This is a genomic window from Myxococcus sp. AM009, from assembly GCF_013372605.1.
Taxonomy (GTDB): Bacteria; Myxococcota; Myxococcia; order Myxococcales; family Myxococcaceae; genus Myxococcus; species Myxococcus vastator.
The window spans coordinates 1-26,944 of the sequence record NZ_JABXEP010000031.1 but is presented as its reverse complement, the minus strand read 5'-3'; the positions used below and the strand labels follow the sequence as shown (position 1 = coordinate 26,944).

Here is a 26,944-nt window from a genome sequence, read left to right as displayed (position 1 = left end):
ATGCATTGCACTACGGCCATCCCATACAATTGGTGCCTCGCTGCACAGCGATTGACGATGGCGTGCAGCGCTCCACCCGAGCAAACGCGCCTCTGTCCGATGTCCGGCACGGAACGGTCGCCAGTTGAAGGGCGGGCTTTCCACTCGACTCGCGGCACGCGATGTTCGCTCCCGTTCTATCCCCCTCAGGAGAGAGTCGCATGCGCACCCTGCCGCTGCCCCTCATCGTCGCCGCCCTCCTCTCTGGCTGCAGCCAGACCCCAGACCCCACGCCAACGCCCAATGACTCGGGCGTCCCGCAGCAGGACTCGGGCCTCCCGCCGGAAGACTCGGGCGTCCCTCCAGATGACGCGGGCGTTCCGCCGGACGACGCGGGTGTTCCGCCGGAAGACCCGCTTCCCACCGGGCCTCCGGTCCCGCAGGGCCCGCCCAACGTGCCCGAGTTTGATCCGGCCTTCCCCGGGCAGACACGCGTCCCCGCCATCCAGACGCAGACGCCCATCCAGGTCACCGAGATTGCATCGGGCTTCAGGAACCCCTGGGCCATCGCGTTCCTCCCCGACCAGCGCATGCTGGTGACGGAGAAGCCCACCGGCTCGCTCTACATCGTGACGCCGCAGGGCGCGAAGTCCCCGGCCGTCACGGGGCTGCCCGCCGTGGATGGCCGTGGCCAGGGGGGCCTGCTCGACGTGGAGGTCGGTCCCGACTACGCGCAGAGCCAGCTCATCTACTGGACCTATGCCGAGCCCCGCCAGGGCGGCAACGGGCTGGCGGTGGCGCGCGCGAAGCTCGTGGACGGCGAGCAGCCTCGCGTGGAGAACGTGCAGGTCATCTTCCGCATGATGCCCACGCTCGAGTCGACGCTGCACTCGGGGGGCCGGCTGGTGTTCACCCCCGACGGCAAGCTGTTCGTCACGCTCGGGGAGCGCTCCATCCTCGCGGGCCGGGTGCAGGCGCGGGACGTGAAGAGCCACTTCGGCAAGGTGGTCCGCATCAACCCCGACGGCTCCGTGCCCCAGGACAACCCCTACGTGAACAACCCGGAGGCGAAGCCGGAGATCTGGTCGGTGGGCCACCGCAACATCCTGTCGGCGGCGCTCGACAGCCAGCACCGGCTGTGGACGGTGGAGATGGGACCGCGCGGGGGTGACGAGCTCAACCGCCCCGAGGCCGGCAAGGACTACGGCTGGCCCACCATCGGGTATGGCGAGGAGTACTCCGGCGCGCCCATCCACGAGAGCCCCCGGGGCCCGGGCATGGAGCAGCCCGTGTACTACTGGGACCCGGTCATTTCTCCCTCGGGGATGACCATCTACACGGGGGACCTGTTCCCCGAGTGGCGGAACAACGTCTTCATTGGAGGCCTGTCCAGCCAGGCGCTGGTGCGGCTCATGATGCGGGATGACCGCGTGGTGGGCGAGGAGCATCTCCTCAAGGACCAGGGCGCGCGCATCCGCGAGGTGGTGCAGGGCCCCGACGGAGCCCTCTACCTGCTCACCGACGCCACCAACGGCAAGCTGCTCAAGGTGACGCCGCGCTGAAGTCACCGCCGGCCACGGCGCGCTTCACGCTCCCCGAGCGACTCCGGTCCTCGGGGGGCTGAAGGAGCGCGCCGGGTGGGCTTCCACCAGGGCCTCGGGCCAGGCGGCCAGGCGGACGGGCCCCACCATTCCGTCCGGGACTGGCCGTTATCGCCTACGCTGCGCGCCGTCCCTTGAAAGGCCGGTGTGCGTCGCATGGGTGGTCGAGTCCTCTCTCCAGTCCTCCTCGTCGGTGCCGGCACGGGGGAGGCCACGTGCGGCATCCTGTACCTGGCGGGCTACCTGCGCCGCGGCGGCATCGAGGCCTTCGTGCGGCTGTACGACGGGGATGAGACCGAAGCCGAGGTGACACGCACCTTCGAGAGCCTCCTGCGCCGCGTGCGCCCGAAGCTCGTGGGCATCAGCCTCAAGTGGTTCCACCACGTGGACCGCGCGCTGCTCATCGCGAGGACGGTGCGGCGGATCGACCCCTCCATCCGCATCGTCGTGGGAGGCAACTCCGCGTCGTACTGGTGGAAGGAGCTGAGCGGCTACGACAGCATCGACCACATCGTGCTGGGCGACGGCGAGGTGCCCCTGCTGGCGCTGTGCAACGGCGAGGAGGCGCCGGTCAACGTCGTGTCGAGGAGCCCGGACGGCCGGCCGCGCCGGCTGCCGCTGGAGTACGTGCAGCGCGCCACGAACACGGACGACATCTACTACTCGCACTTCAACGACCTCTTCCTCAGCCAGATGGACCAGCACTCGTTCTCCGGCTGGGTCGCGCCCGGCAAGGGGTGCGGTGAGAACTGCCTGTATTGCGGCGGGGCGCGAGGCAACCAGAAGGCGGACTTCGGACGCGCGAAGCCCTTCCTGCGCGCCGAGGAGAACGTGCGCCGCGACCACCAGGAGATCGCCAGCCGGACGTGGCAGATGCGCTACGACTTCGCGGGCAGCACCGCCGGGTTCCTGAGCAGCACCTGGGCGGGCGTGGACCTCTCCCACCACTGCTGCACGTACTTCCTGTGGGGCGTGCCCCGGGTGGAGCTGATGGCGGCGCTGGCCGCGACGTTCCAGCGCGTCTACATGGTCATCGACATCGGCTGCTTCTCCGAACAGCAGCGGCTGGAGCAGATGGGCCGGGGCCTGCTCAAGCCCTGCGCGAAGGACCGCGAGCTGCTGGAGGTCATCGACGCCTGCCGCAAGTACCCCAACCTGGACATCGAAATCTCCGGCATCGGGGGCCTGCCCTTCGCGAGCAAGGCCACGCTGGCGGAGGAGCTGCGGCTCGTGGAGCGCATCATCGGCCTGGACTGCGTGGTGGGCTACCAGCGGCTCGAAGCGCAGCCAGGGGCGCTGGTGACGCAGCACCCCGCGCGCTTCGACATGGTGACGGAGGCGAAGACGTTCGCGGAGTTCCTCGACTACTTCGAGCGCCGCGAGCCCGGTGACGTGTCCGTGCCGATGATTCGCTTCCGCGACGAGGGCCTGGAGGCGGCGGTCCAGCACACCTCCGACCGGGTGGACGCGCTGGCATGGAAGCACCGCGACACGCGCAAGCGCGTCGCCATCCAGGGCAGGACGCGGCTGCGCAACACCGCGCCCTGGACCCAGCGCTTCACCCTGGGTGAGTGGCTGGGCAGCCACCGCGCCCCCCCGAAGCTCGCGGGTGAGGCGGTGACAGTCTTGCGCTCCGTGGACGGCATCACGATGAGCTGCGCCCCCTCTGTCAGCCCGAAGCGGTTCGCCGACCCCACGCTCACGCAGGGCGAGGACGGCGCCATCCTCCTGGCCGCCCTGGCCGCCTTCGAGCACCCCACGAGCGTCTCCAGCGCCGTGTCGAAGCTCGGCGCCAAGGCCCGGCTGGACCCGCACTCCGCGCGAGAGGTCATCGACCATCTGGTGGACGGACGCTTCCTCCAGCCGGCGTGAGCTTTCGCATCGCGGGGCGCGGTGGGGCGAAAAAATCGTCCAGAAAAGGCCATGTCACACGGAGCCCCGGCTGCGTCGTCCTGGGGTGGAAGGCAGGCACTTGCGCCCTGCACGACACACAGGAGCTACACATGAAGCCCCGGATGAACGCGTTCGCCGTCGCCCCCGATGCGATGAAGCTGACGCTCGAGTACGGCCAGAAGCTGCTGGAGCTGGGCCTGGAGAAGAGCCTCCTGGAGCTGGTGAAGATCCGCGCCTCGCAGATCAACGGCTGCGCGTTCTGCATCCACATGCACACCCGGGACGCCCGCGCGCACGGGGAGACCGAGGAGCGCATCTACCTGCTGGACGGCTGGCGCGAGTCGCCGCTCTACACCGAGCGCGAGCGAGCGGCCCTGGCCTGGACGGAGGCCCTGACGCACGTTTCCCAGACGCACGCGCCCGACGAGGACTACGCTGCCCTCAAGCCGCACTTCTCGGAGCAGGAGGTCGTGCACCTCACCCTGCTCATCGGGATGATCAACACCTGGAACCGCATCTCCGTGGGGTTCCGCTCCATTCACCCCGTCACCGCCCCCCGCACCGAGGCCGCCTGACGTGAACCCCGCTGACGCCTTCGACCCGCTGCGCCCCCGCTTGCTCCGCATCGCCTACCGGATGCTGGGCATCGTCGCGGAGGCCGAAGACGTGGTGCAGGAGGCGTACTTGCGCTGGCACCAGACTGACCGCGCCGCCGTGCGCGACGCCGAGGCCGTGCTTGTCCGCACGGTGACGCGGTTGTGTCTGGATGTCCTGAAGTCCGCCCGCGTACGCCGCGAGGAATACGTGGGCACCTGGCTTCCGGAGCCCATCGTCGATGCGGTGGAAGGTGATGACTTGACGCTGACCCTGATGATGGCCCTGGAGCGGCTGTCCCCGTTGGAGCGCGCCGCCTTCCTCCTGCACGACGTGTTCGGCATGGACTTCGAGGAGGTGGCGAAGGCCATCGACCGCGACCCGGCCGCCTGCCGCCAGCTCGCCAGCCGCGCGCGGACCCACGTGCGCGAGGCCCGGCCCCGCTTCCCCGTGTCGGAGGCCCAGGGCCATGAGCTGGCCTCGGCCTTCTACGCCGCGTCCCGCGGGGGAGACCTGGGGGCGCTCCAGGCGCTGCTGGCCCAGGACGTCGTCGTGTACTCCGACGGCGGCGGCAAGGTGAAGGCCGCGCTCAACCCCATCTACGGCCAGGAGAAGACGCTGCGCCTCTTCGAGGGCTTGCTGCGCATCCTGGACGTGAACTACTCGCAGTTGGTGCATGAGGGCTTCATCGACGGACTGCCCGCCTTCGTCACCCTGGAGAAGGACGGCACGCTCCAGACGACGGCCCTGGGCATCGAAGATGGCCGCGTCGTCGCCATCTACATCATCCGCAACCCCGACAAGCTCCGCGCGGTCCGTGCGCGGGTGGGGGACAAGCTGCCGACTTGAGCGCCCCCCTCGGCGGCGCCACCCTCGCCGTGGGCCCCGGGCGCAGGCGTTCGTTCAAGGCGCGAGCCTGACGCCTACTACCATGCGACCGCGTTCGATGGCCGGCAGTTCCTCCTCGTCTGGACCGGAGACCGCTCCCTCTTCCTGACGCGCGTCAACCGGAACGGGACCTTGGACGGCCCGCCAGTCACGCTCTTCACCCCCACCGACCACCAGCCCGCGGGCTCCCCGGGCATCGCCTGCCACAACCGCAAGTGCCTGGTGGCGTGGATTGGCTTTGGCGGAACCGCCCGTAGCGTGGTCCGCGGCATCACCCTGAACACCTCGAAGCCGGGCTTCGACGTCCAGGAGGTCTTCATTTCCAACCAGCCGTCCGCCATCAACTCCTATGGCGTCGCGGTGGCCTGGTCCCATGACCGGTACCTGGCGACCTGGACGGACATTCGCTTCGGCGGCCAGGACATCTTCGCCGCGAGAATCCGGCGCACGGGCGCGGTGCTCGACCCGGACGGCTTCGTCATCTCCGCTGCGCCGGGCAATCAGAACTTCTCGGCGGTGACGGCGACGAAGCAGGGCTTCTTCGTCGCCTGGAGCGACGCACGCAATGGCACCGCCGACATCTACGGCGCCCGCGTGAAGGACGGGACCGCGAACGTCCTGGACCCCAGCGGCATCCCCATCGCCACCTCGCGCACGAACGACATCTCGCCCAAGGTCGCCTCCGAAGGCCACCAGGTGCTCGTCACCTGGAGCGCGCTGACGGCCGACACCGGGCGCGTCCGTGGGGACCCGCGTGAAGCAGGATGATGTTCTGGACATCCCAGCCATCCGCATCTCGCACGCGCCTTCGGTCGAACAGCTCGCGCCGTGACGCGCCCCCAGGGGCAGGCGCTGGAGGCCCGCCCTTGGGACACACGCTCGGACCTCCGGGTGCCTCAACGGCTGAACATGGCCTTGACGCGCAGGTCGTTCTGCCGACGGACCTCGGCGACCTTCGTCGCGTCGGCAGCGGCCAGGGCCTTGGGGAGCTGCTCGGCGTCGAGGTCGGCGCAGTACACCGCCGTGCCCGGTTGCTGCCGCCAGGACTCCGACAAGGGGCCCGCGTCGATGGCATCGAAGCCCAGCGCGTCGACGAGCTGAAGAACCTGCTGTCGCGCCCGCGGGTCATCGCCCGACACCGGAAGCGCGATGCGCCCCGGTGCCCCACGGGGCAGGCCCTTCGTGTCCAGGCTGCCAGCCTGGATGTTGTTGAAGGCCTTCACGACCGGACGCTTCAGGTGCGCTGAGACCCACTCGCTGTCGGTCTGCCCTGCATCGATTGCGCCGATATGGCCGTCGCGGAACTCCGGGTAGTAGTTGCCCGTGTCGACCACCACGACGTCCGCGGGCACGTCGTCGAACAGGCCGGGCGGCAAGTCCGTGATGGCCTTCTGGGGAATGGTGACGATGACGATGGGGCCCGCGTGCGCCGCCTCGCGAACGGTGACGGGCCTTGCGCCCACGCTCGCCGCGATGGCCGTGACACCCTCGACGCCGCGTGAGTTCGCGAGCGAAATGTCATGCCCCAGGGCCTTGAGGTGCCGCGCCAGGGTCGCTCCAATGTTCCCCGCGCCGATGATTCCGATGTTCATGGGACGAGCAACCTAATGAGGTGCTCCTCGGCGCGCTCGTCATTCCTCGCCCTTCGGCATGGCTCGGTGCATCAATCACACACGCGCCATGAACAATTCCAGCAACACATCAAGAGGTTGTCTCTGTCGTGCGGGCTGGCAAGGTGCGCTCCATGACACACAAGCGGCTGAAGAGGATTGGCATGGTGGGCGGGGGCGCCATGGGGTGCGGTATCGCGCTCGAGCTCGCCATCGCCGGCAGGCAGGTGGTGCTCTACAACACGCGCGCCGACAGCAGCGAGCGGGCGCGCGCGAAGCTGGAGCGAGACGCGGCGCTGCTGGTGGAGACGGGCCTGCTCGCCCCACAGCAGGCGCCCGCCGCGCTCGGACGCATCCGCCGCACCACGGTGCTCGCGGAGGCCGCCGTGGAGCAGGACCTGGTCATCGAGTCCATCCCGGAGGACCTCGCCCTCAAGCAGCAGCTCTTCCGCGAGCTGGACGGGCTCGCGGCCCCCGACACCCTGCTCGCCACCAACACCACGGCGCTGAGTGTGACGGCCATCGCCCGGGATTGCACGCGGCCCGAGCGCGTCCTCTCTGCCCACTACTACCTGCCCGCGCACCTCATCCCGCTGGTGGACGTCATCCCCGGCGAGAAGACGTCCCCCGACGCGGTGGAGACGGTGCGGCGGTTCCTCGAGGAGCTGGGCAAGTCGCCCGTGGTGTTCTCCAGGGACGTGCCGGGCTCGGTGGGCCCGCGCCTGCAGCAGGCCCTCATCGGTGAGGCCATCCGGCTGGTGCAGGAGGGCGTGGCCACGCCGGAGATGGTGGACCGCGTGCTCACCCAGGGCGTCGGACGGCGCCTGGGCGCTTCGGGGGTCTTCGACCGGCTGGACCTGGTGGGGTTGGACTTCATGACGGCCCTCCTCCACGGCGCCGGACGCCCCGTGCCCCCCGTGCTCGCGCAGAAGGTGGAGCGCGGCGAGCTGGGCCAGAAGACGGGCCAGGGCTTCTACGCCTGGACGCCCGAGTCCACCGCCGCCTACGAGGAGCGCATGGCCCGCCACCTCGTCACCCAGCTTCGTGAGGACCGGGCCGCGGGCCGCCTCCGCGTGCCCACGACGGAGCTGGAGGAATGAGGACGGAGGCCGTCCTGCTGGACTCGGCGGTGCTGTCGGACTTCCTGGCGGACGCCATCCGCGAGTACACCACCTGCACTCCGGAGCTTCCGCCCCGGAGCTGGGCCGTGCTGCTGGGGCGCGTCGTTGGCGACGCCATGCGCGTGGAGCGTGTTCGCTTCGCCACCAACATCCGTGAGACGGATGAGCACGTGCTCCAGGAGTTCGACGCCACCATCATCCCCTGCTTCGGCGCCTGCTACGCCAACGGGCGCCGTGGCTTCTGGTGCGAGCCGCGGGAGCTGCTGCGAATCACCACCGAGGCCGAGGCCCAGGGGATGGACGTGCTCGGCTCCATCCACCTGCACCCGGACTGGCACCGCATCGGCCCGCCCCACGAGCGCGGCCTGCGCGTCAGCCAGGAGCCCACGCCCATGGACCGCCACCTCTTCCAGGGCAGCGGCTGGCCGCTCAACCTGATTCTCTACCTGGAGCGGCGCGAGGGCCGGCTCTACCACTCCGTCGGAGCGTGGGCGCCGCCCGACGGCCAGGAGGCTGGCGCGGGCTGTCGCGCGCTGGCCATCCGCATGGAGACTCCAGAGCGGTGAGCCGGCCGGGGGCGCGGCGCACCAACGGCACACGCTTCGGGACTTGCCCCAGCGTCGACGCAGGCCATGGAAGCCCTGTAGGCTGTGGATTTTGGGCTGGAGGATGCACCAATGCGAATCGTGGCGGTGGGAATGAGTTCCAGCCTCGGACCCACGACGACGGCCTGCGCCGCCTTCCGCGCGGGCATCGTCCGGACAAAGCCCTCCGAGTCGGTGACCACGTTCGCACCTGGCGACAGTGAGCCCCAGCCCGTCTTCGTCCACGAGGTTCTGGGTTCGACCTTCGGCTTCACGGGCGAAGGGCGGCTCGTGGCCCTTGCCATGGAAGCGCTGGAGGACCTGCGGACCTCCGTGCCGCTGGAGTCACTGGGACGCGAAGCGGGCATCTTCCTGGCCCTGCCGGACTTCTCGGATGGCTCAGGGCCCGTGGCGCTCGCGGCGGCCGCCGAACGGCTGGGGCGCCGCGTCTTGGGACGAGCGCTGGAGGGACTCGGCGTGTCCTGGCCGGAGGAGCGTTGGAGATTCTTCAGCGGCGGCTCCGCGGGCTTCGCGCTCGCGCTGGAGTCCGCCCAGCGGGCGATGGAACGCCATGAATACGAGACGTGCCTCGTGGGCGCCGTCGATTCGCTGGTGGAGCCAGAGAACCTCCGCTACCTGCTGGGCGAGCGTCGGCTGAAGACGATGGACAACCCGGTGGGACTCGTACCCGGCGAGGCGGGGGCCGTCTTGGTGCTCCGAAAGGGCCAGTCCAGGACCGAGCCGGCGACCGCGCCCACCGTGGACATCGCTTCTGTTCACCTCGGACGCGAGCCTCACGCACGCGGTGCGAAGCTGCGGCCCGATGGAGGGGCGCTCGCGGCCTGCGTGCAGGCGGTGCTGAGCGCCGGCCCGGGTGCCAGGGACGACGTGCTGTTCATCACGGACCTCAACGGCGAGGAAGTGCGCGCCTGGGAGTGGGGCTGTGCGCTGCTACGCCTGAGGCGGGATGGCGTGGTCACCGGGGATTCGCCCTTCTGGATTCCAGCCACAGGCTTCGGTGACGTGGGCGCGGCATCGGGCGCGGTGGGAGCGGCGCTCGCGCGGCACGCCTTCCTTCGGCACTACGCTCCCGCGCGTCGCCTCGTCGTCATCTCGCAGTCGGACTCAGGAGAACGCGCCGCGTTCGCTCTGTCATCCAGTGGCATCCCAGGAACCGGAGGTCGCACGTGAACAACTCAAGCGGTGGCAGGCGAGCAGGCGTGGCGATGACGCTCAAGGAGCTCATGCAGGGCACCTTCGAGCTGTATGGGAAGGTCGTCTCCGACGGACGGCCCAACATCCGCGACTTCGGCGCAGCGCCTGGCAGCGGCGGCGCGATGAAGCGCAATGAGCCCCGGAAGAAGCAGACCGACGACACGAAGAAGCGAAAGAAGGACGCCAGCCAGGAGGAGGCGGCACCCCACGCCAACCCCCAGTATCCAAAGCGCGCCAGCCTCTCCAAAGGCACTCAATACAACAAGAACGGCGCCAGCTACATCCGCGGCACCCGGCCCACCGAGTACAACTCCTACCCGCACCTGGGCCCCGCTGCCTTCCAGGCGGACGTACAGTCACGGGCCAGCATCACCCAGCTGGGGAACTTCAACCCGTCGCTGAGCGGCGTGAGCCAGCCCTATGTATGGCGGGGCCACCACCTGATTCCGGGCGAGGCGTTCTACACCGAGGACTCCACGGGAAAGCCCATCTTCGACGAGCCAGAGAACTTCGACATCCTGTTGCAGACCCCCTATGACATCGACCACGGCCACAATGTCATACTTCTCCCGCATGAAGCCTGGGCGGTACCTGTCCACGCGCTGATTTGCCATCCCAACAACCACAATGACTACTCAAGGGATGTGATACAGCGACTGAAGAGCATCGACAACGAAATCGACACCTTGCGCGGGCAGGCCACGGAGCACGAGGCCATCGTGGCCAACGTGTTCAGTCAATTGAAGGACCTGGAATCGGACCTCTGGGAAGACCTCCTCGATGAGTCCCGGAGTGCCGTCCGCAGCGCCGCGGAGGGCGAGCTGTACGACGGCCCCTGGTGTCGCTGGAAGACACAAGATGACAGGGAGTACATCTGGCCTTCACTCTGGTAGGCCAGCAACAGGAGCCCCCGTGAGCTTTTCGCTACTATGTGACAAAAATGACGGCGCCCTGCTGGATGCCTACCCGGAGGGAGGCCCCGAAGGGTGGCGCTACCTGGTGTCCCAGCGCCTGGCAGCCGAGTACCCCTCGGGCGGTCTCAGCATGGAGTTCTCACCCAATTTTCCAGATCGGCGAAAGCTCCATGACTTCGTGGACAGCATCCTCGAAATCCGCATCGTCTCTGACCGGGTGCGCCGCGTCATCCAGGAGCTGACGCCCCGTGACGCGGAGTTCCTCCCCGTCACGCTCGTGGACCACCAGAAAGACGTCGTCGCGCGTGACTACTTCATCATGAACGTCATCGCGGACCGGGATGTCATCGACCTCGAGCGCTCCACCGTCCGGATGAGCCATATCCTCAAGGACAACATCAGCCGGGTGTCGGAGCTGAAGCTCAAGGAAGACATACCACCCGATGGCCCGAAGCTCTTCCGGCCGCGGCACCTGCGCGGCTACACGATGGTGGACCCGACCGTCCAGGCCGCCCTGACCACCGCGAAGCTGACAGGGGTGAAGTTCCTCCCGGCAGACGGCTGGAATGGCAAGTACCGCTGAGGCGACATGGACATTGACTTCCATCAACTGAGGGAGAATGCGGGGGCGGCGGCGCCAGTCCTCATCTCGCACATTGACCCGGATGGGGAACGGAACCGGATGATCGAGGAGGTGCGGGAGCTGTGCCGCTGCTTCGTCAACATCGCGGCCGCCACGCTCCTGCTGGAGGGACGTCCGCAACCGTTCTTCCTCAACCTCTGCCGGGCCGCGGAGAACTGGCGCCGCCTCCTCCTTCATCTGGAGCGGCGCAAGCTGCAACCACCGCCCGCCTCGTGGGGACTCATCCCGCTTGCCGGAGTGGTGGCGACCGGACAGTGGGAGCTGGCGTGCCAGGTGGCGGAGCGGATGACGACGACCTGGCAAAAGGACTCAGGCGAGTACGCCGCGGAGTGTGCCTGGACCTCCACGCTGGCCGGCCTGGTGCTGCACGCAACGCGCGGTGAAGACCCCACGCCGAGGCTCCAGGAGCTGGCGCGCGTCTCCAAGGAGGAGTGCTGGCCCGCGCTCGCACAGGCGCTGGTGGACAAGGATACCCTCACATTCCTCTCAGCGTTCTCCGAGGCCCTCTCCCACCACGAGGCCCGCACCGAGAAGCTGGCGCGTGGCTTCACCCAGCGCGAGGACCACTTCGGCGCGAATCGGTATCTGTGGTTCGAAGGGCTCGCCCTGCTCCGGCTCGCGCATCAGCGCGGGCTCGACGTGCCCAACGAACGCTACCGCTACTGCCCGCCCCTCGCACAGGTGCCGATGACCGAGTCATATCGGGGCGACTGGGTCACCCGCCTTGGCGAGGCAGCCTCGGGGACGCCGTGAGGCGCGGCCCATCCCCTCAGGTGAAGCCAATCGCTTCTCCAAAGATGCGATAGCCGCGGAGGAACTCGACGAGAGGCCATCGCGCAGCGCCTGTGACTGATTTGACGGGGCCAGTCCAGGGGCACGTCAGAGCGCCTGCCGGGCCGCGGCGAGCCTGCTAGGGTTGAGTCATTCGAGGAGGCACCCATGTCGCTCTACGAAACGACCGTTCCCTGCTTCGCGCAGATGCTGCGTGCGTTGTTGGTGTTCCTGCAGAAGGGAGAGGCTCGCGCTCGCGAGCTGGGCTGTGATTCGAAGAACCTGCTTCAGTCGCGGCTGGCCCCCGACATGCACAACCTGGCCAGCCAGGTGCAGTTCACCTGTACCCAGGCGCAGGAGGCGGTGCTGCGGCTTGGCCAGCATCCGCCGCCGAAGCTCGACACGCCGGTTGACATGGAACAAGCGAGCGCCTTGATCGAACGAACGCTGCAGCTGCTATCGAGCGCCGACAAGGCCCGGTTCGAGGAAGGCGCACAGCGCCAACTGTCCATCGAGTTGCCCAATGGCATGGTCTTCGACATGACCGGCAGCGAATACGCGCGGAACTGGGTGACACCCCAGTTCTACTTTCACCTGGTCACGGCCTACAACATCCTGCGGCACAACGGTGTGCCGCTTGGCAAGGCCGACTACGTCCAGCACATGTTCGCCTACCTGCGCCAGCCAGCGGCCTGAGCCGGGGGCGTCGGGTCTCAATACGTGAAGAAGCGATGCCGGACTCAGGTAGGCTGCGATGCTCCGGCATCCAGCCCCCGGCCATCAAGTAACGCGCATGAAGCTCGACACGCCCGAGAACCTGTTCGCTGCCATCGAGCAGTGCGATGTCTTCGCGGTGGAGGACCTGCTGGCGAAAGGGGCCGACCCCGACGAAGTCGACCTCCACCGCTACCAGGCCACGCCGTTGGCGTATGCCTGCAGTCACGGTGACGAGGCCGCCGTGCGCGCGCTGCTGGCCGCGAAGGCCGCCCCGGATGCTGCGGCCTTCCAACCTCCGCTGGTCGCTGCCACCGCGCATGGGTTTGCCGCCCTGGTGACGTTGCTGGTGAAGGCCGGCGCGGAGGTGCACGCGGGGGACGAAACCGGCGCCAGCGCGCTGTGGACGGCCGCCGCGAATGGCTTCGCCGACATCGCACGCTGCCTGGTGGAAGCCGGCGCCAGTCGCGAGCAGCCGGACAACGATGGCAAGCTGCCGTCCATCGTGGCGTTGGAGAATGGCCATGTCGCGCTGTCGAACTACCTGAAGGATCCGGCGAGCTACCCGGCCACGCATTCCTTCTGGCGCGGCAGCAAGAAGCGAGCGCGGCAGGCGGCGGAGGCACGGCGCGCAGAGGTGGTCAGCAGGGCCATGGGCCGGGACGGCAGTGACGCTGCTGCCGCCGAACCCGAATGGACGTTCTCCGGCGGAATTGCGCGAAGCCAGTGGGCGACCCAGGACTTCCCTTCGGTGGCCGCTGCCGGCAACCTCGAGCTGGTGGGGCGAATGCTGGACGCCGGCCTCGACCCTGACTGGACACAGTTCAGGGGCAACCCGACGGCGCTGATGCTGGCCGCGCGCAGCGGCGAGCTGGGGGCGGTGGACCTCCTGCTCGCACGCCGCGCCAAGGTGAATCACCGGACGGACAAGGGACTCACCGCGCTGCACATGGCGCTATTCAAACCGTCGGCGCGCGTACACGGCCCCATCGTTCGTAGCCTCCTGGCGGCGGGTGCCGATCCCAATGTGCCCGACGATGAAGGACAACGGCCGCTGCAGCGCGCGCTGGCGCATGCGGCGCCAGCGCTGGTGCAGGCATTGATTGAAGCCGGCGCCGACCCGTTCCTCCGCGACCGCGCCGGCCGCATGCCCGCTGACTGGGCGCCAGCCCATGGAAAGCACGCCAGCGCCATCCGCGAGTTGCTGGAGACGGCGCGCAAGGGACGGGCGGGCGACTGATGGGCTGCTGCCGGCTACCGAGCCGGGACGCGCAGGACCTCGTCATGCGGCGGCAGGTGGAGCTGCTCGGGAGGCCCTGTCCGTCCTTCGTTGCCATGCCCCCATGAGACCACGGTGCCGTCGGCGAGGAACGACTGGCCGGCGTTGCGCGTGGCGGCAATGCCCACCACGTCCCTCACGCCGGAGGGCGGGGCGAGGGCGCTGTCGCCCCAGGCCACGAGGGTGCCATCCGCCTTCAATGCCAGGACGAAGGAATCACCGCCCGCGATGGCCACGACCTGCGTGAGGTCCGCGGGGACGCTCAGGTCCGAGGGGAGGCCGCCGCCCCACGCCACCACGGTGCCGTCCGCCTGGAGGGCGAAGGCGGCCATGCGCGCCGTGGCCACGCTCACCACGTCGGTGAGCCCCGCCGGAATCGGGTGGAGACCGGCCAGGGAGGGCTCCCCCCAGACAGAGACGTGATTGGAAGGAAGGACCCCCACGCCCCACTGCGCCCCATAGGCGACCGTCTGCTGGGGCAACACGCGCACGGAGGTGGTGGCGTCCCTCCGCCAGGGAACACCGGGCGTCACGACGACGTCGTGCTGGCCCGGAACGACGTGGTGCGCCACCCGCGCCACCACCTGAGTGTCGGACCAGGAGATGAAGTCGGTGACGGCTTCTCCTCCCACCGTGACGGTGAAGGGGCCGCGCGCCGCTCCGAAGCCGGAGCCCGTCAAGGTCAGGTGTCCGCCCTGGACCGCCAGCCTGGGCGCGGAGACCTCGAGCGCGCCCAGCCTCGCCAGGGACAGGCTGACCGGATGGAGCTGGCCCTCGCTCACGTCCAGCTCCGCCACGGCCTGCGCGTAGTTCGCCTTGCTGGCCGCCAAAGTGTGGGGGCCCTGGGGCACGCCCTCCAGGACGAAGTGCCCCTGCGCATCCGTCGTCGCGGTGGCGCCATGGCCGGAGAGCGACACGGTGACGCCCTCGTGGTGACTTTCACCTTCGAGTTGGATGATGCCCGCCACCACGCCGGGCCGACGCTGCAGCGTGATGTTCACCACCGTGTCCTCCTGATACCGCACCACCACGCTGCGCTCCTGAATCTCATAGCCCGGCCAAAAGGCGGACAGCGTGTACGGCCCCACGACGAGGCCACTGAAGGAGAAGCGGCCCTGGGCGTCCGTCAACACGGTGACGTTGCCCGGAAGCAGCGCCACCGAGATGCCCGAGGTGGTGTTGGCGTCCTCCAGCAGGACCACGCCTGAGATGCTCCCGCGGGCGATGGCCAGCGTCAGGCTGACCTGGGCCTGCTCGCCGGCGCGCACCTCCACGGCGCGCTGGGCCGTGGCGAAGCCGTCCTTCTGGGCCTCCAGGGTGTAGGAGCCCGTGGGGATGCCGGTGAGGGAGAACTGGCCCGCGGTGTTCGTGCGCGCGCTGAAGGCCGTCCCCGCCAGGGTGACGTTGATGTCCACCGGCGAGCTCCCGCCCTCGAGCAGGATGACACCGGCCACGTTGCCCCGCTCGCGTGTCAGCGAGAGCGAGACGGTGGCCGTCTGGGCCTCCTGCACCTGAACGGACTGGCTCGCCACGGCGTAGCCGCTCCTCCGCGCCTCCACCGTGTACGTGCCCGAGGCCACGTTGCTGAAGGTGAAGCGGCCCTGGCTGTCCGTGGTCGTGGTGGCCCCCGTTCCCGCCAGCGTGACGCTGATGCCGCCGTGGCTGCTCGCGCCCTCCAGCAGGGCCGAGCCCTCCACGCGGCCCTGGGCCCGCACCAGCGTGAAGGCGACCGTGGCCGCGGCGCCCGTGCGCACCGTGACGGTTTGCTGGGCCACCGCGTACCCCTGCCGCTGGGCGGTCAGGGTGTAGGTGCCCAACGGAAGCCCGGTGAGGGTGAACTGGCCTTGCGCGTTCGTCGTCGTGTTGGCGCCCGTCTGCGTCACGGTGATGGTGACACCCGAAGGGGTGGCGCCGTCCGACAGTTGCACGGTGCCCGCCACGTCCCCGCGCACGAGCGACAACGTCAGGTTGACCTGGCTCGGCTGGTTCGCGCGGACCTCCACGAGCTGTTGCGCGTCCACGTAGCTCTCCCGCCGCACGCGCAGGGTGTACGTGCCCGTCATCACGTTCTGGATGTCGAACTGTCCCTCGGCGTTCGTGGTCGCGGTGAGGGCCGCTTCCACCAGGGTGACGACGGCGCCGGCGTGGTTGCTCGCGCCTTCGAACTGGATGACGCCTGACACGCTGCCCCGCTCGCGTGACAGGGAGAGGTTGACCAGGGTGGAGCCCGTGCCCCGCACCTCCACCGTCTGCCGCGTCTCCAGGTAGCCCGCCTTCTGGAGCGCCAGCGTGTAGGTGCCCTGGGCCAGGTCGGAGAAGGTGAAGATACCCGTCGCGTCCGAGGTCGTGGTGGCGCCCGTCTCCACCAGGGTGACGGTGACGCCCGAGGAATCCAGGACGCCCTCCACTTGGACAGTGCCGAGGATTGAACCCCGTCCACGCCCGAGGTCGAGCCGCACGGAGGCCGTTGCCTCCGCGATGACCGTGACGGACTGCCGGGCCTCCGTGTAGCCGGACCGCCTCGCCACCACGATGTGCGTGCCCGGGGCGACGTTCTCCAGGGCGAAGCGACCGTCAGTCGCCGTGGTGGCGCTCAGCGAGGCGCCTTCCACGGAGACGCTGATGCCCCCGTGGGACGAGGCCCCCTCCAGGATGGCCTGGCCTTCGATGCGCCCGCGCTGCGTCCCCGAATCGGGCTGCGTCCCCGCGTCGGAGGGGGTCGTGGAGGTCGAGGAACAGGCGGAGAGGGCCAGCAGGAGGGCCCAGAGCCAGGAAGGGCGAAGGAGGCGCATGGGGTGTGCCACTCGGTGGAAACAGGAAGGGGACGGACGGCCAAGAAGCCTGACGGTACCTGGATTCTACGATTCCGTGGAATGGAGTGACCGCGGAAGGCGTGTGGGGGACGCGCCCGTCCCGCGAGAGGCCTTCCGCCCTGGCGCGCTCACGCAGTCGTGGGCGCCGTGGAGCCTGGCTACGTCGAAGCTCCGGCGCTTGACGGTGGCGACGCCGGACGCCCCGTAGAGCCACCGGGACCAAGGGCACTTCCAACACATGAACAGTTCAGAACACTCTCCAACCAGACAAACAAGACCCCAGGCAAACCAACTAAACTCCCGATGCCTCGCCAACCCACCCCCAGGAGAGCCTCTTGACAGTCCATGCAATCCTGAAGCACCTTCAACTCAGCGCGACATTTGTCTCGACGGCAATCCTGATTGGCGCCTGTGGGGAACCCCTCGCCGACGAGGAAGAGGATTTGAGTATAAGCAACAACACCGTTACCGCGCTCAACATCTACCCTCCAGCGGCGACCATGTCCTGCAGCAGGTATAGCCAAACCAGCACCTTTAGTTGCTCCGGCAATGCCAGCAATGGCGTGGCACCGTACACCTACCAGTGGCAGGAAGTGGATGACTTCGGTGGCGGCTCGACGAGTACCTACTGGTATAACGGCACGACCAGTCGGAACGGTGAATGCCAGTGGGGGCTCTATACCTATGGAACGTATTACACCAAATACGTCCGGTTCCGCGTCATTGACGCCAACACCTACGTGTCGAACGTGGTGGAGCGGAGGATCAACTGCTGGATTCCGACTGAGTAGTTCGTCCAGCCATTGCTGAGCAATGCCCGGGGACGTGCGCGAGCGTGCTCGGCCCGTCCCAGGCCTGCGCCACTCACGAGCGAACCCTCCCGAAATCCGCACCCATCCAGGTGTCATGGGCCTGGGGAATGGCTCGCAGCGGGAGTGGCCAGGCGGGCGGCCTTGGTAGCACGCCATCCCAGGAGGTCACTCGGCGGATGTTGGGGCCTGGCAAGCTGCCGCCCCCCACGCCACCGTGCCCATCGACAGTTGGGGACAGCGCCGCGAGGAGTTCCGGCTGGCCCACGCGCGGGTGGAGCTGGGGCTGGCTGGACCCCGATGCATGGCGAGCGCCCTGCCCGTGCGCCAGGTCAGCGTCGCCGTCGGCCGCCGCCCAGCCGTCTTCCACTCCTGGGTGCCTTGCCGTGATGCCCTCCACGACTGGGAACGCCGCGCTCCCCGTCCCCCCGCGGGCGTGGACGCTCACGGGTGGCCTCGGCGATCTCGTCCGGCATCCAGGGCCGGTCGAGCAGTTCCTGGAGCTCGAGGAGCGAGCGAGCTTCGAGCACGCCCCGCCGACCCCGGGCCACGCTGAAGCGCCGGGGGCGGTCGAGCAGCGGCAGCTCCTCCTCCACCAGCGTGCGCGCGAGCTTCTCCGGCAGGCGCAGCCGCACCACGCCTCGCGGGGCTCCGTCCGACAGCACCTCCACGTCGTACTCGAGCGGCACCTCCTGCTCGCGCACCTCCACGGCGTCCGGGAGCGCCAGGAGCGCCAGACGCGTCGCGGGCGGCACGAGCGCGTCCAGGTCAAGCCGCAGCGGGCGCGCCTTGAACTCGTCGAGCGTGTCCACCCCCTCCAACTGCGCCGCGTAGAGCGCGGTCAGCTCCGGTACGCCCAGCGGCGCGGTGGTGCCTCCCGAGCGTCGCCACAGCTCGCGCACCTCGGTGATGGCGACCCGGTGACGGTCCACCGCGGGATGGGGTGCCTCGCCCCGCGCCAGCGCCTCGGCGAGCGCGTGCCGGGCGGCCGTGGCGAGCTCCGGCCCCCAGGCGCGCAGCACCTCCACTTCCCGTTCGAGCTCGAAGCCAAAATAATCCCCCCGCGTCTCGAGCACGACCGAGCGGAAGCGCGCGTCGTACACCGGCGCCGCCGAGTGACGGCGGGCGTAGCGGCGCAGCAGGGACTGGGGAAGCTGGGTGCCTTCGATGCCGGCCTGCGAGTCGCCGTTGCGGCCGGCGAAGTAGCGCAGCGTGCCCGCCACCGCGCCCAGGTTGCCGCACACGCTCGTCTTCGACACGCGCGCGACCTCGCCCCAGGCGGTGCGCTCGTCGATGACCAGGTCGAAGGGCATGAAGCGCGCGAGCAGGTCGCAGAAGCGCCGGGAGACGCGCGGGTCCGCGAAGGGCATGCGCGCGGGCAGCGCCAGCCCCACGCTCCGGTACACGCTCGCCATCGCGAGCGCCGCGTCCTCCAGGGCCTTCACCAGCACCCCACGCGCCTCCGCCCAGGCCGCGAGCTTCTCCGCATGGAAGACGTGGCGCGGCAGCCCCTGCGCCTGCCCCACCGTGCCCGCTTCCCGGAAGGCCTCGGCGTAGAGGTTGTACGCCGTCAGATGGTCGCTGCCGGGCACGAGCAGCCCGTCCAGGTTCCGCTCCTCGCGAGTCATCCGGTGCAGCGACTCCACCGAGCTGCACACCGCGAGCACCGGCAGCAGCGCGTCCTCCGCGTTGACGATGAGCTCCGCCCACGGGCGCTCCACGGGCAGGGCCTCCACCGCGCGGCCGTAGTCGGACAGTCGACCGTCCGCGTCCACGATGTTGCGCGCCTGCAGCTTCGCGAGCGCCCGGCGATAGGCCTCGCGGTCCAGCGGCACGGGCAGGTCCAGCGCATCCGCCCGCACGCCCAGGGCCGCGGCGGTGAGCGCGACCCGCTCCGGCTCGCCCGCGAGCTGGAACTCGGGGGCGGTGGGCCGCAGCGAGGCGAAGTGCAGCGGCCGGTCGCTCAGGATGAAGACGCGCCCGCCCTCCACCCGCCCGTGCACGCGCCCCGCCATCTGCAAGAGCTCGTTGTTGCCCAGGTGCACGCGGGTGAGGACGTTGCGGCCGCGCTCCACCAGGTTCGTGAAGCGCATGTCGTCGATGACGACCGTGTCCAACCCTGGCACGTTGAGCGCGCTCTGCCCCGCCGCAGTCATCGCGAGCACGAAGGGCCGGGGCGCAGTGCCCTCCAGGAAGGGGCGGATGGCGCGCAGCGGCTCGCCGCCGTGGTAGTGCGCCGCGTGGAGCTCCGGCGCATGCGCGCGGACGTGGGCCGCAGCCTCCTCCACGCCCGCGCGGGTGGGCAGGAACACGCCCACGCCGCGCCCCTGCTGCTGCACGCCCCGTAGGAAGTCCTCGTCGAGGAAGGACAGCGGCTGACGGCGCTCCATCTCCACCTGGGCCGCCTTTTTCGGGTCGAATGAGGACACCTGGAGCACGTCCGCGCTGTCCAGGTAGCGCGCATAGAAGGCCGGGTCCACGGTGGCGGACAGCCAGATGAAGCGGCAGCCCACGCGCTTGCCCAGGGCCAGACACAGCTCCAGCTCGGCGGAGGTCTGGTGGATTTCATCCACGATGAGCGTGTCCTCGCGCCGGATGGCGCCGCCCTGGAACCAGCGCCGCGCGATGCCGGTGGTGACGATGACCACGTCCGCGAGCGGCGTCTCCGCGGTGGCTTCCCGCTCGCGGTTGACCACCGCCACCCGCAGGGGCCGCCGGCCCACGAGCGCCTCCGCGATAGGGCGGATGGCGAGCGTCTTGCCCGTGCCGGTGCCCGCGACGATGCCGAACCCCTGCCCGCCCCGGGCCAGCTCGAGGAGGCGCTCGCCGTGGTGCTCCACCAGGTACGTGCGCAGCTCCAGCCCGAGCGCCAGCTCGATGGTTTCACATGCGGCGCGCGTGGGCGCGAGGACCACCACCCTCCCGCGCTGGGGCGTGACGGCGGAGGAGGCGTCGGGGCGCGGCGGCAGGTATCGGTCGGTGGGCGTACGCACGAAGACCAGTGATACGCACGGGCGGGTGTCCAGGGGAAGCGATTCGCCCGCGGAAGAACGCCCCCGGGGAGGCAGGCAACCGTGCGAGGCAGGGGGCTTTGTCCGTGGACCCGGTTGGAATGTCGTCCGGTGCCCGTTCTCCGGACGTACTGGTGTCGGAACTGGGGGGTGATTTCTAATGAGAGGTGCGCAGAGCGTCTGGGCCGGCGTGTGCCCCAAGGGGGCAACGCGGCCTCTCCCCCGCCGGAGGCCTCACTCGGGAGGTCCTGTCAGAGGCCCTCCGCGGCCGTCGAGCTCCAGTCCGTAACCGCTCAGCAAGCCATCCATCCTTCCTATGTGCTAGTCGACCAATACGAGGTGGCCGATGGCGAGTGGAACAAGGACGCGAGCCGCGTCGCCTCCGCAGGGTCCCGCCAGCGTGCCTGTGATTTCCAGATCGAGTTCTCCGACGAGAGACCTGCTCGAGTTCTCCGTGATGTCGAGCCGGCCGGTGAGGTGATGCACCGCGGGTTGTTCGGGGTCCGCGCCAAAGCAGGAAATGTGGCCCCAGAGTTTGTTGACGCCCCGCGTGTGCGCTGAACCCGCTTCGAATTGAACACCAGCAGGTGTATGGGGAAACACCGTGGCCACGCCGTCGATCGTATAGGCAGCCGGCCCTGCGCCTTTCACGAATGGAGCCAGCTCAAGGCGAACGCAGAACCTCGATTCGTCATCGGCCACATCTGGGAGCGGGTCGTTCAATCCACACACCTCAATCTCGGCGTGCTCTTCACCGAACTGGAGGCTGACACGCCTTTCATCCTGGAAGGTTGTCCACGTGCATCCACGCCTCACACGGTAGAGGCCGAAGACATCCTTCAACGGTTCTTCGTCTGGCTCTTCGGGACAAGGCGCAGCGCCTTCTCCGCAAGCGACAATCGATAGGGCAAGGGTGAGGGGCAAGAGGCGGTTGAAAGGAGGATGCGTCCTTGCGATGGGCATGGCCCAGCAGGCCTGCAAGAGCGGTGCCCTCTCGCTTCCAAGCTCGTAGGGCGCGGAGGGTTCCGCTGGGTTTCCATCCGTGGACAGATTGTCCATCCGGGCGGCCTTCCGGCTGCCACTTGGGAGTTTGTAATACAGTTCAGCGGCCGCGCCCACCACGTTGGCCGTGTCACCCGATAGCGGGGCTCTTCAGGCGCGAGCCCGGCGTCAACTGATCAGCGGAGCCGCGCGGAGTTCGCCGAGAAACCGCTGCGGCGTCACGCCTGTGAAGGCGCGGAACTCGGCGATGAGATGTGCCTGGTCATAGTAGCCGGCGTCGGTCGCGATGCCCGCCCAGTCGGCATGTTCGTCATCAAGCGCGGCGCGCAGCGCACGATGGAAGCGTGCAAGCCTGGCAAATGCCTTGGGGCTCACGCCAATGGCTTCACGGAACACGCGACGGAGATGCCTCTCGCTCATCCCGATGTCGCCAGCGACGTCGTTCACGGGTGAGCTCGTCAGCCTCGCGGCGGCGCCGAGGGCGAGTTGCGAGCGAGTGCGGCGTCCGGCAGCGAGCGCGAGGCGTTCGGAGATCGCGCACTCCAGGATTGCGGCCGCATCGGCCGTGTCGCGGGTTTCACCGAGCCGCTCGAAGAGCCGCCGGGTTGCGGCGTCGCCCCACAGGTCCCCGAGCGCGACGATGCCCCCGGCAATGGCGGACGCCGGCACGCCGAGCACCGCTTCGTGCGAGCCCAGGTGAAGACGCGCCGTCACGGTGCGCTGCCCGCCACGAATGAGTTTTCGATGCACCTTCTGCCTTCCGCCCATCGCGTGTGCGTCGAGACCACTTCGGGCCGATGGCCCGAACCGAACGACCAGATGGACCTCCGGACGCGGAATCAAGACGCCTGGCACATCACGGTCGCGCTCGTCCACGAACAGCGCGGCTACGGAGGACGCGATGGATGCGCCCGGTTCGATTCGAATGGGGTGAACGGGGGCCGCGTGCATGAGACGACTCTGCCGCGCGCGTGACAGCGCCGCAAGCGCTGGCGCACATGTCCGTTTTCTCCAATCTTCGACGAGTCGCGATGGCTACGTTCCGCCCATGAAAATCCTTGTTACCGGAGCGACTGGAAAGGTTGGAAGCCGACTCACCAAGCGGCTCGCCGAGCGCGGCCACCAGATGCGCGCCCTCGTGAGAGATCCGTCGCGAGCCACCGCCCTGAACGAAGCGCGTGTCGAGCTCGTCCAAGGCGATTTGCTCGATGTAGACTCGCTCTCGGCCGCGGTGCGCGGCGTCGATGCAGTAGTCCACTGCGCCGCTTTCTTCCGCGGCGCCACTCCCGAGCAAGCGCACGCGGTCAATGAACTCGGCACGCAGCACCTCGCAAGCGTCTCCCGTGCAGCGTCCGTGAAGCGCTTCATCTTCACGAGTACCGGCCTGGTCTACGGCTCGAATGGGGGCCACCTCGCCAGCGAGGATGCCCCCTGCGCGCCGACGGTAGCATACCCGATGAGCAAGCTCGCCGCAGAGCGTTTCCTCCTCGATATCGAAGGTCTCGACGTGCGCGTGCTTCGCCTGCCGTTCGTGTACGGCGACGGCGACCCTCACATCGAGGAGGTGATTCCCATGATGCGCGGCTCCCCGCCAGACCAGCGCATGTCGATGCTCCACCACGTAGACGTCGCCCAAGCCGTCGCTCGCTTGCTCGAAGCGACTTCGCCTGCGCATCGCATCTACAACGTCGTCGATGACGAGGCCCCCGAGCTCGCCACGATCTTCACATCAGTGGGCGCGCCGCCGCCTGATGGATCGAACGCTGCGTTCGCGCGCGCGTTTGACGCGCTCCTCGATGGTCGCCGTATCCGCGAAGACCTCGGCTTCAAGCCCAGGTTCCCCCGACTCTCCGACGCGCTCGCCGCAGGCGCATAGAAGCGACGTAAGGACTTGAGTCCACATTACACGATTGATTAAGGGGACAGCTTGAAGTCTCACTCGCCATATACAGACGAGTCTTCGATCGACACCACCCGGACTCCCACCAGATTCGCGGCCTCCACGGCTTGCTTCACGTTCTCCGACACAAGAATGACAAGCGAATCCTCCGCAAGCCGAGACAGCGGAAGCTCCATGGTCCTTGACTCATCGATGCGGAGCTTCGTGAACTTCATCGGCAACCCCTTTGACGCCATCCGCAGCAGAGTCATGCCATGCATCTAGCCTTTGATACATACACACCTTCGCAACCATCGACGAACACTACTGCATCAGGACCTCGAAGGGCAGTCATGATGCATTCTCGCGGACGAGGACTTGTGGAAGGGCCGTGAGGTCGCGGGACCGGGCATTCGAGTTGGAGCTGGACTCCAAGCAGGAGAGGAGGAGGAGGTGAGCGACGGAACATGGCCCCGGCATCCCCAACCGGCGGCGCATAGGATGCGCCGCCATGGACTTCCAGGCGCGACTCGAAGCGATCACACGCCAACTCCGGCCCTGGTCCCCGCTCTGGTCCCGCTCCATCCTCCAGGGCTGGCCAGGGTCCGGCGCCGCCTATCCCGAGGACTGGCTGACCTATGCCCGGTCGCTCGATGACGCGGGCGAGCGGCGGCTGGACCAGGGGGGGCTCGCGGGTGCCCCGCCTCCGGACCTGGCTGCGCTCCTGGACGTCCTCCAGGACCTGACGGCGCTGCCCTGGCACGAGGGCCGTCACGCGCTGACTGTCACGCAGACGCAGGGCCTCAGCGCCAAGAAAACGCACGAGCTCGAGCGGGTGCTCGCCCTGCTCGCGCCGAGAACGCGCCACATCCACCAGGCGGTCGACATCGGCGGCGGCATGGGACATCTCGCCCGCCTCTGCGCGCGGACGTTCGGGTGGACCTTCCACAGCATCGATCGGGACGCCGTGTTGCAGGACAAGGGCCAGCGGTGGCTGACGAGCACCCAGTCCGCCTCCGGGGGCACCCTGCGCTTCATCCAGGCTGTCGTCGAAGACGGGAGCCAACCACAGCTCGATTCGCTCTTCTCCGGCCGGGACCGGGCCTCCATCGGGCTGCACACCTGCGGGCCGCTCGCCCTCACGCACCTCCGCAAGAGCCAGGGGGCGGGCCTCGTCCTGAACATCGGCTGCTGTTACGACAAGCTGGAGATCCCGCGGGACTACCCCGTCTCCCGCGTCGGGAGCGCGCAGCCGCTGCCCTTCACCCCGCATGCCCTGGCGTTGACGACGCGGGGACGGCATCACAAGACGGAGGAGGCGTTCGCGCGGATGAAGCAGGTGTATGCGTGGCGCTTCGCGTTCGACCTTCTCTCCAGGCGGCACTTTCCCGAGCGCGGCTTCGTGAGAGCAGGAGACGCGCCCCGGGCGCTCTATGCCGGACGCTTCGCCATCTACGCGCGGGATCGCCTGGCGCGCCTGGGGCTCGACCCCGGCATGACGGACGCAGCGCTGAATGCCTTCGAGGTGTCCGTGCGCGCCGAGACGCGGGACCTCCTGCTCTGCCATCTGCTGAGGGACCGCTTCGCGAGGGCGCTGGAGGTCGTGCTCCTGCTCGATCGCGCGTTGCTCCTGAAGGAATCGGGCTTCCACGTCGAGTTCCTCCAGCTCTTCGACCCGAGCCTGTCTCCGCGCAACCTCGCGCTCATCGCGTCGCGGAGCGCCTGAGTGGGTTCGGAGGGGTTCGAGGGAGGGAAGCTCCTTGGCGGCCTCATGCAGCGGCGGCGCAAGGGGGCGAATTCAGCGTCCGAGGTGTCCTGCAACCGCCAGCGGCGGAACGCCTCGCTCGGCGACGTCAGCTCGGCCGAGTTCGAGCAGGCTGTTTCACAGGTGCCGCAAGCCGCATCACCCACCTGCCCACGACACCGGGACAAGCTCACCCCTGCGTCCCCTCAACAGGGGCCCAGGTGAGGATTCCGCTCGTCCCCGGCTCGCTCCGCGCGAGCACCCGCCCATCCGACGACACGATGACGGCGGGCCCCGCAAGCGATGCTCGGACCGCGGGCGCGTGCTGCTCCACGGCGCGCAGGATGACCGCGCCCACGGCCTGCTCCCACGCGAAGCGGTTGCCCACCAGGGGCCGGTCGCTGGCGAGCACGGCGATGAGGTCGCCCCCGGCGGCCTGTCCCTTCAAGGACGTGAGGCGGCTGAAGGCCTCGTAGCAGATGAGCGGGATGAGCCGCCGCCCCGCCACGGACAGCAGCGGCGGAGCCTTTCCGGGCGTCAGCGGTTCGCCGCTGCCGCGCAGCCCCAGGAAGACGCGCTCACCCACCGGGACGAGCACCGCCTTGCCCCGGCTCGCCAGGAGGCGTCCCTGCGCGTCGAAGGCGCCCGCCGCGATGAGGTACTGGCCTTCCGTGCGCAGCGTGAGGCCCGCGAGGCTCGCCATCGGAGTGGACCACCATCTTCCCCAACGCCGCGTGCGCCATCGCCCTCATTGACCGCGTCATCCACCACGCGAGCATCATCAGCATCGAGGGCGACAGCTACCGCAGGCGCATGGCCGAGGAGTCGCGCGCGCAGCGCAAGGCCAAGAAGAGCTGAGCGTCCCTGCTACTCACCACTGCCCACCGGCCTCGCTCCGCGCCCCGCAACCGGGGCAGGAGCGAGGCCGTCTTGCATTGGCTCGACTCGATACCCGCGCCTGCCGATGACCCGATTTCCGCGCTCCGCGATGACCGCGTCGATGACCAGAATCCCGCGCTCCGCGATGACCGCCAACAACCCACAACCTCCTCGGACTCTTCCGCGCGACGGCGGCAGCGTAGCGGCCTGCCGCCCCCAGCGGCGGACCGGCATCTCTCGTCCGGCCTCCCGCCCAACCTCCATTTCCATTACCGCTACACGCTCCTAGAGACGCCAGAGGGGCACATTGCGGGCACATGAAGCCACGCAGGCAAACAAAAAGCCCAGCAACCTCTCGGCTGCTGGGCTTCTCACTCAGTGGAGGCGGCGGGAATCGAACCCGCGTCCGAAAGCCGTCCGTTCTTCGACCCTACGTGCGTAGTCCGCGGTTTGCTACGTCCCTGAGGCTCCCACGGACGGGATACTCAGAGCCGGTCCTGGAAAGGTCTCGCCACCTCGGGTCCAGGCGCCCTTGGCAGCCAGCCTGCATTATGACGGCCCATCCCAACCCCACAGGCCGAGAGCGGGGGGACCGCGCACTAAGAGCTGTTTTTAGGCAGCCAGCGCGAGCTCAACGTTGTCGTTGGCTTTTGTGTCTTTGCCGGGTTGGATTTACGAGCTACCAGACAAGCTCGGCACGCGTCTCGAACTTCATTGCCCCCGTCGAAACCAGGTCGCCCCCGGTAGGTTCACTGCACGTCACGCGGCTACTCACCGCGCCCCGTCTTCTTCACATTAACCGCTGCCGGGGGCGCGTCAATCCTCCTGAATGGCCGCAGGCCCACTTGGGCGCACGGACGTGGACACTCGGCCCACAAGCCCCTCCCCCACCGAGCCAGCCGTCGTAGGGTCGCCTACCCGCCGGGTCCCGCTTCCTCCGCCCCGGCCACGAGGCACCTGAATGAGACGACTGCTCCCCCTCCTTCTGCTCCTGCTGGGCC

The 26,944-nt window shown here is 68.7% G+C and carries 24 protein-coding genes and 1 other RNA gene; 17 read left to right on the top strand and 8 right to left on the bottom strand.

From position 1 onward, the window contains the following. Positions 1-200: 200 nt before the first annotated feature. The 5 genes from HV824_RS10670 to HV824_RS10650 all read left to right on the top strand — a co-directional run bounded on the left by HV824_RS10670 (position 201) and on the right by HV824_RS10650 (position 5,723). Complete coding sequence (locus HV824_RS10670) at positions 201-1,541, top strand: PQQ-dependent sugar dehydrogenase (RefSeq protein ID WP_176417457.1); 1,341 nt, start codon at positions 201-203, stop codon at positions 1,539-1,541. 195 nt (positions 1,542-1,736) lie between these two features. After that, the gene (locus tag HV824_RS10665; RefSeq protein ID WP_176417456.1) at positions 1,737-3,452 is read left to right on the top strand and encodes a radical SAM protein; all 1,716 of its coding nucleotides are present in this window, start codon (positions 1,737-1,739) and stop codon (positions 3,450-3,452) included. Between the two features lie 131 nt (positions 3,453-3,583). After that, entirely contained in the window at positions 3,584-4,048 is a 465-nt protein-coding gene (locus HV824_RS10660; protein WP_176417455.1) for a carboxymuconolactone decarboxylase family protein, read from the top strand. A 1-nt stretch (position 4,049) separates the two neighbouring features. Then, complete coding sequence (locus tag HV824_RS10655; RefSeq protein WP_176417454.1) at positions 4,050-4,916, top strand: sigma-70 family RNA polymerase sigma factor; 867 nt, start codon at positions 4,050-4,052, stop codon at positions 4,914-4,916. Positions 4,917-5,087: 171 nt separating this feature from the next. Beyond that, positions 5,088-5,723: a hypothetical protein gene (locus HV824_RS10650; protein ID WP_255207925.1), complete on the top strand. Its 636-nt coding sequence runs from the start codon at positions 5,088-5,090 to the stop codon at positions 5,721-5,723. A gap of 128 nt (positions 5,724-5,851) precedes the next feature. On the opposite strand, the gene HV824_RS10645 is transcribed toward HV824_RS10650, so the two are convergent. Then, complete coding sequence (locus tag HV824_RS10645) at positions 5,852-6,547, bottom strand: NADPH-dependent F420 reductase (RefSeq protein WP_176417453.1); 696 nt, start codon at positions 6,545-6,547, stop codon at positions 5,852-5,854. Positions 6,548-6,699: 152 nt separating this feature from the next. On the opposite strand from HV824_RS10645, the gene HV824_RS10640 reads away from it, so the two are divergent. From HV824_RS10640 to HV824_RS10605, 8 genes are all read left to right on the top strand, one after another. Next, positions 6,700-7,665: a 3-hydroxyacyl-CoA dehydrogenase family protein gene (locus HV824_RS10640; RefSeq protein WP_176417452.1), complete on the top strand. Its 966-nt coding sequence runs from the start codon at positions 6,700-6,702 to the stop codon at positions 7,663-7,665. After that, positions 7,662-8,252, top strand: a complete 591-nt coding sequence (locus HV824_RS10635; protein WP_176417451.1) for a hypothetical protein — start codon at positions 7,662-7,664, stop codon at positions 8,250-8,252. Before HV824_RS10640 ends, HV824_RS10635 begins: the two co-directional genes overlap by 4 nt. A gap of 132 nt (positions 8,253-8,384) precedes the next feature. After that, positions 8,385-9,461 (top strand): hypothetical protein, encoded by a 1,077-nt coding sequence (locus tag HV824_RS10630; RefSeq protein ID WP_176417450.1) that lies wholly within the window; start codon positions 8,385-8,387, stop codon positions 9,459-9,461. After that, positions 9,458-10,378, top strand: a complete 921-nt coding sequence (locus HV824_RS10625; protein ID WP_176423197.1) for an AHH domain-containing protein — start codon at positions 9,458-9,460, stop codon at positions 10,376-10,378. Before HV824_RS10630 ends, HV824_RS10625 begins: the two co-directional genes overlap by 4 nt. A 19-nt stretch (positions 10,379-10,397) precedes the next feature. Next, positions 10,398-10,982 carry a DUF1629 domain-containing protein gene (locus HV824_RS10620; protein WP_176417448.1) on the top strand — a complete coding sequence of 195 codons (585 nt, stop codon included), beginning with the start codon at positions 10,398-10,400 and terminating at the stop codon, positions 10,980-10,982. Positions 10,983-10,988: 6 nt separating this feature from the next. Next, on the top strand, positions 10,989-11,795 hold the full coding sequence (locus HV824_RS10615; RefSeq protein ID WP_176417447.1) for a hypothetical protein: 807 nt from the start codon (positions 10,989-10,991) through the stop codon (positions 11,793-11,795). 186 nt (positions 11,796-11,981) lie between these two features. Next, complete coding sequence (locus HV824_RS10610; protein ID WP_176417446.1) at positions 11,982-12,509, top strand: DUF1993 family protein; 528 nt, start codon at positions 11,982-11,984, stop codon at positions 12,507-12,509. A gap of 97 nt (positions 12,510-12,606) precedes the next feature. Further along, on the top strand, positions 12,607-13,767 hold the full coding sequence (locus tag HV824_RS10605) for an ankyrin repeat domain-containing protein (RefSeq protein ID WP_176417445.1): 1,161 nt from the start codon (positions 12,607-12,609) through the stop codon (positions 13,765-13,767). Positions 13,768-13,781: 14 nt separating this feature from the next. On the opposite strand, the gene HV824_RS10600 is transcribed toward HV824_RS10605, so the two are convergent. Beyond that, positions 13,782-16,598: a carboxypeptidase regulatory-like domain-containing protein gene (locus HV824_RS10600; protein WP_255207924.1), complete on the bottom strand. Its 2,817-nt coding sequence runs from the start codon at positions 16,596-16,598 to the stop codon at positions 13,782-13,784. A 356-nt stretch (positions 16,599-16,954) separates the two neighbouring features. Between HV824_RS10600 and HV824_RS10595 the strand changes: the two genes are divergently transcribed. Continuing rightward, on the top strand, positions 16,955-17,410 hold the full coding sequence (locus HV824_RS10595; protein ID WP_176417444.1) for a hypothetical protein: 456 nt from the start codon (positions 16,955-16,957) through the stop codon (positions 17,408-17,410). A gap of 350 nt (positions 17,411-17,760) precedes the next feature. On the opposite strand, the gene HV824_RS10590 is transcribed toward HV824_RS10595, so the two are convergent. The 3 genes from HV824_RS10590 to HV824_RS10580 all read right to left on the bottom strand — a co-directional run bounded on the left by HV824_RS10590 (position 17,761) and on the right by HV824_RS10580 (position 22,392). Continuing rightward, positions 17,761-20,421, bottom strand: a complete 2,661-nt coding sequence (locus tag HV824_RS10590) for a DEAD/DEAH box helicase (RefSeq protein WP_176417443.1) — start codon at positions 20,419-20,421, stop codon at positions 17,761-17,763. A gap of 339 nt (positions 20,422-20,760) precedes the next feature. Then, a complete protein-coding gene (locus tag HV824_RS10585) occupies positions 20,761-21,282 on the bottom strand; it encodes a hypothetical protein (protein WP_176417442.1) in 522 nt (173 codons plus the stop codon). 327 nt (positions 21,283-21,609) lie between these two features. Then, entirely contained in the window at positions 21,610-22,392 is a 783-nt protein-coding gene (locus HV824_RS10580; RefSeq protein ID WP_255207923.1) for an AraC family transcriptional regulator, read from the bottom strand. Between the two features lie 97 nt (positions 22,393-22,489). Here HV824_RS10580 and HV824_RS10575 point away from each other — a divergent pair, with 97 nt between their 5' ends. After that, positions 22,490-23,317, top strand: a complete 828-nt coding sequence (locus HV824_RS10575) for an NAD(P)-dependent oxidoreductase (RefSeq protein WP_176417441.1) — start codon at positions 22,490-22,492, stop codon at positions 23,315-23,317. 59 nt (positions 23,318-23,376) lie between these two features. Here HV824_RS10575 and HV824_RS10570 read toward each other — a convergent pair whose 3' ends face one another. After that, positions 23,377-23,556: a hypothetical protein gene (locus HV824_RS10570; protein ID WP_255207922.1), complete on the bottom strand. Its 180-nt coding sequence runs from the start codon at positions 23,554-23,556 to the stop codon at positions 23,377-23,379. Positions 23,557-23,831: 275 nt separating this feature from the next. Here HV824_RS10570 and HV824_RS10565 point away from each other — a divergent pair, with 275 nt between their 5' ends. After that, positions 23,832-25,046, top strand: a complete 1,215-nt coding sequence (locus HV824_RS10565; RefSeq protein WP_176417440.1) for a methyltransferase — start codon at positions 23,832-23,834, stop codon at positions 25,044-25,046. Between the two features lie 208 nt (positions 25,047-25,254). Here the strand turns inward: HV824_RS10565 and HV824_RS10560 are convergent, their stop codons facing one another. Further along, positions 25,255-25,767: a nitrilase-related carbon-nitrogen hydrolase gene (locus HV824_RS10560; RefSeq protein ID WP_176423196.1), complete on the bottom strand. Its 513-nt coding sequence runs from the start codon at positions 25,765-25,767 to the stop codon at positions 25,255-25,257. Between the two features lie 14 nt (positions 25,768-25,781). On the opposite strand from HV824_RS10560, the gene HV824_RS37325 reads away from it, so the two are divergent. Further along, positions 25,782-25,922: an ATP-binding protein gene (locus tag HV824_RS37325; RefSeq protein WP_368670916.1), complete on the top strand. Its 141-nt coding sequence runs from the start codon at positions 25,782-25,784 to the stop codon at positions 25,920-25,922. A 397-nt stretch (positions 25,923-26,319) separates the two neighbouring features. Here the strand turns inward: HV824_RS37325 and ssrA are convergent. Then, positions 26,320-26,685: a transfer-messenger RNA gene (gene ssrA, locus HV824_RS10555) on the bottom strand. Positions 26,686-26,944: the final 259 nt, after the last annotated feature.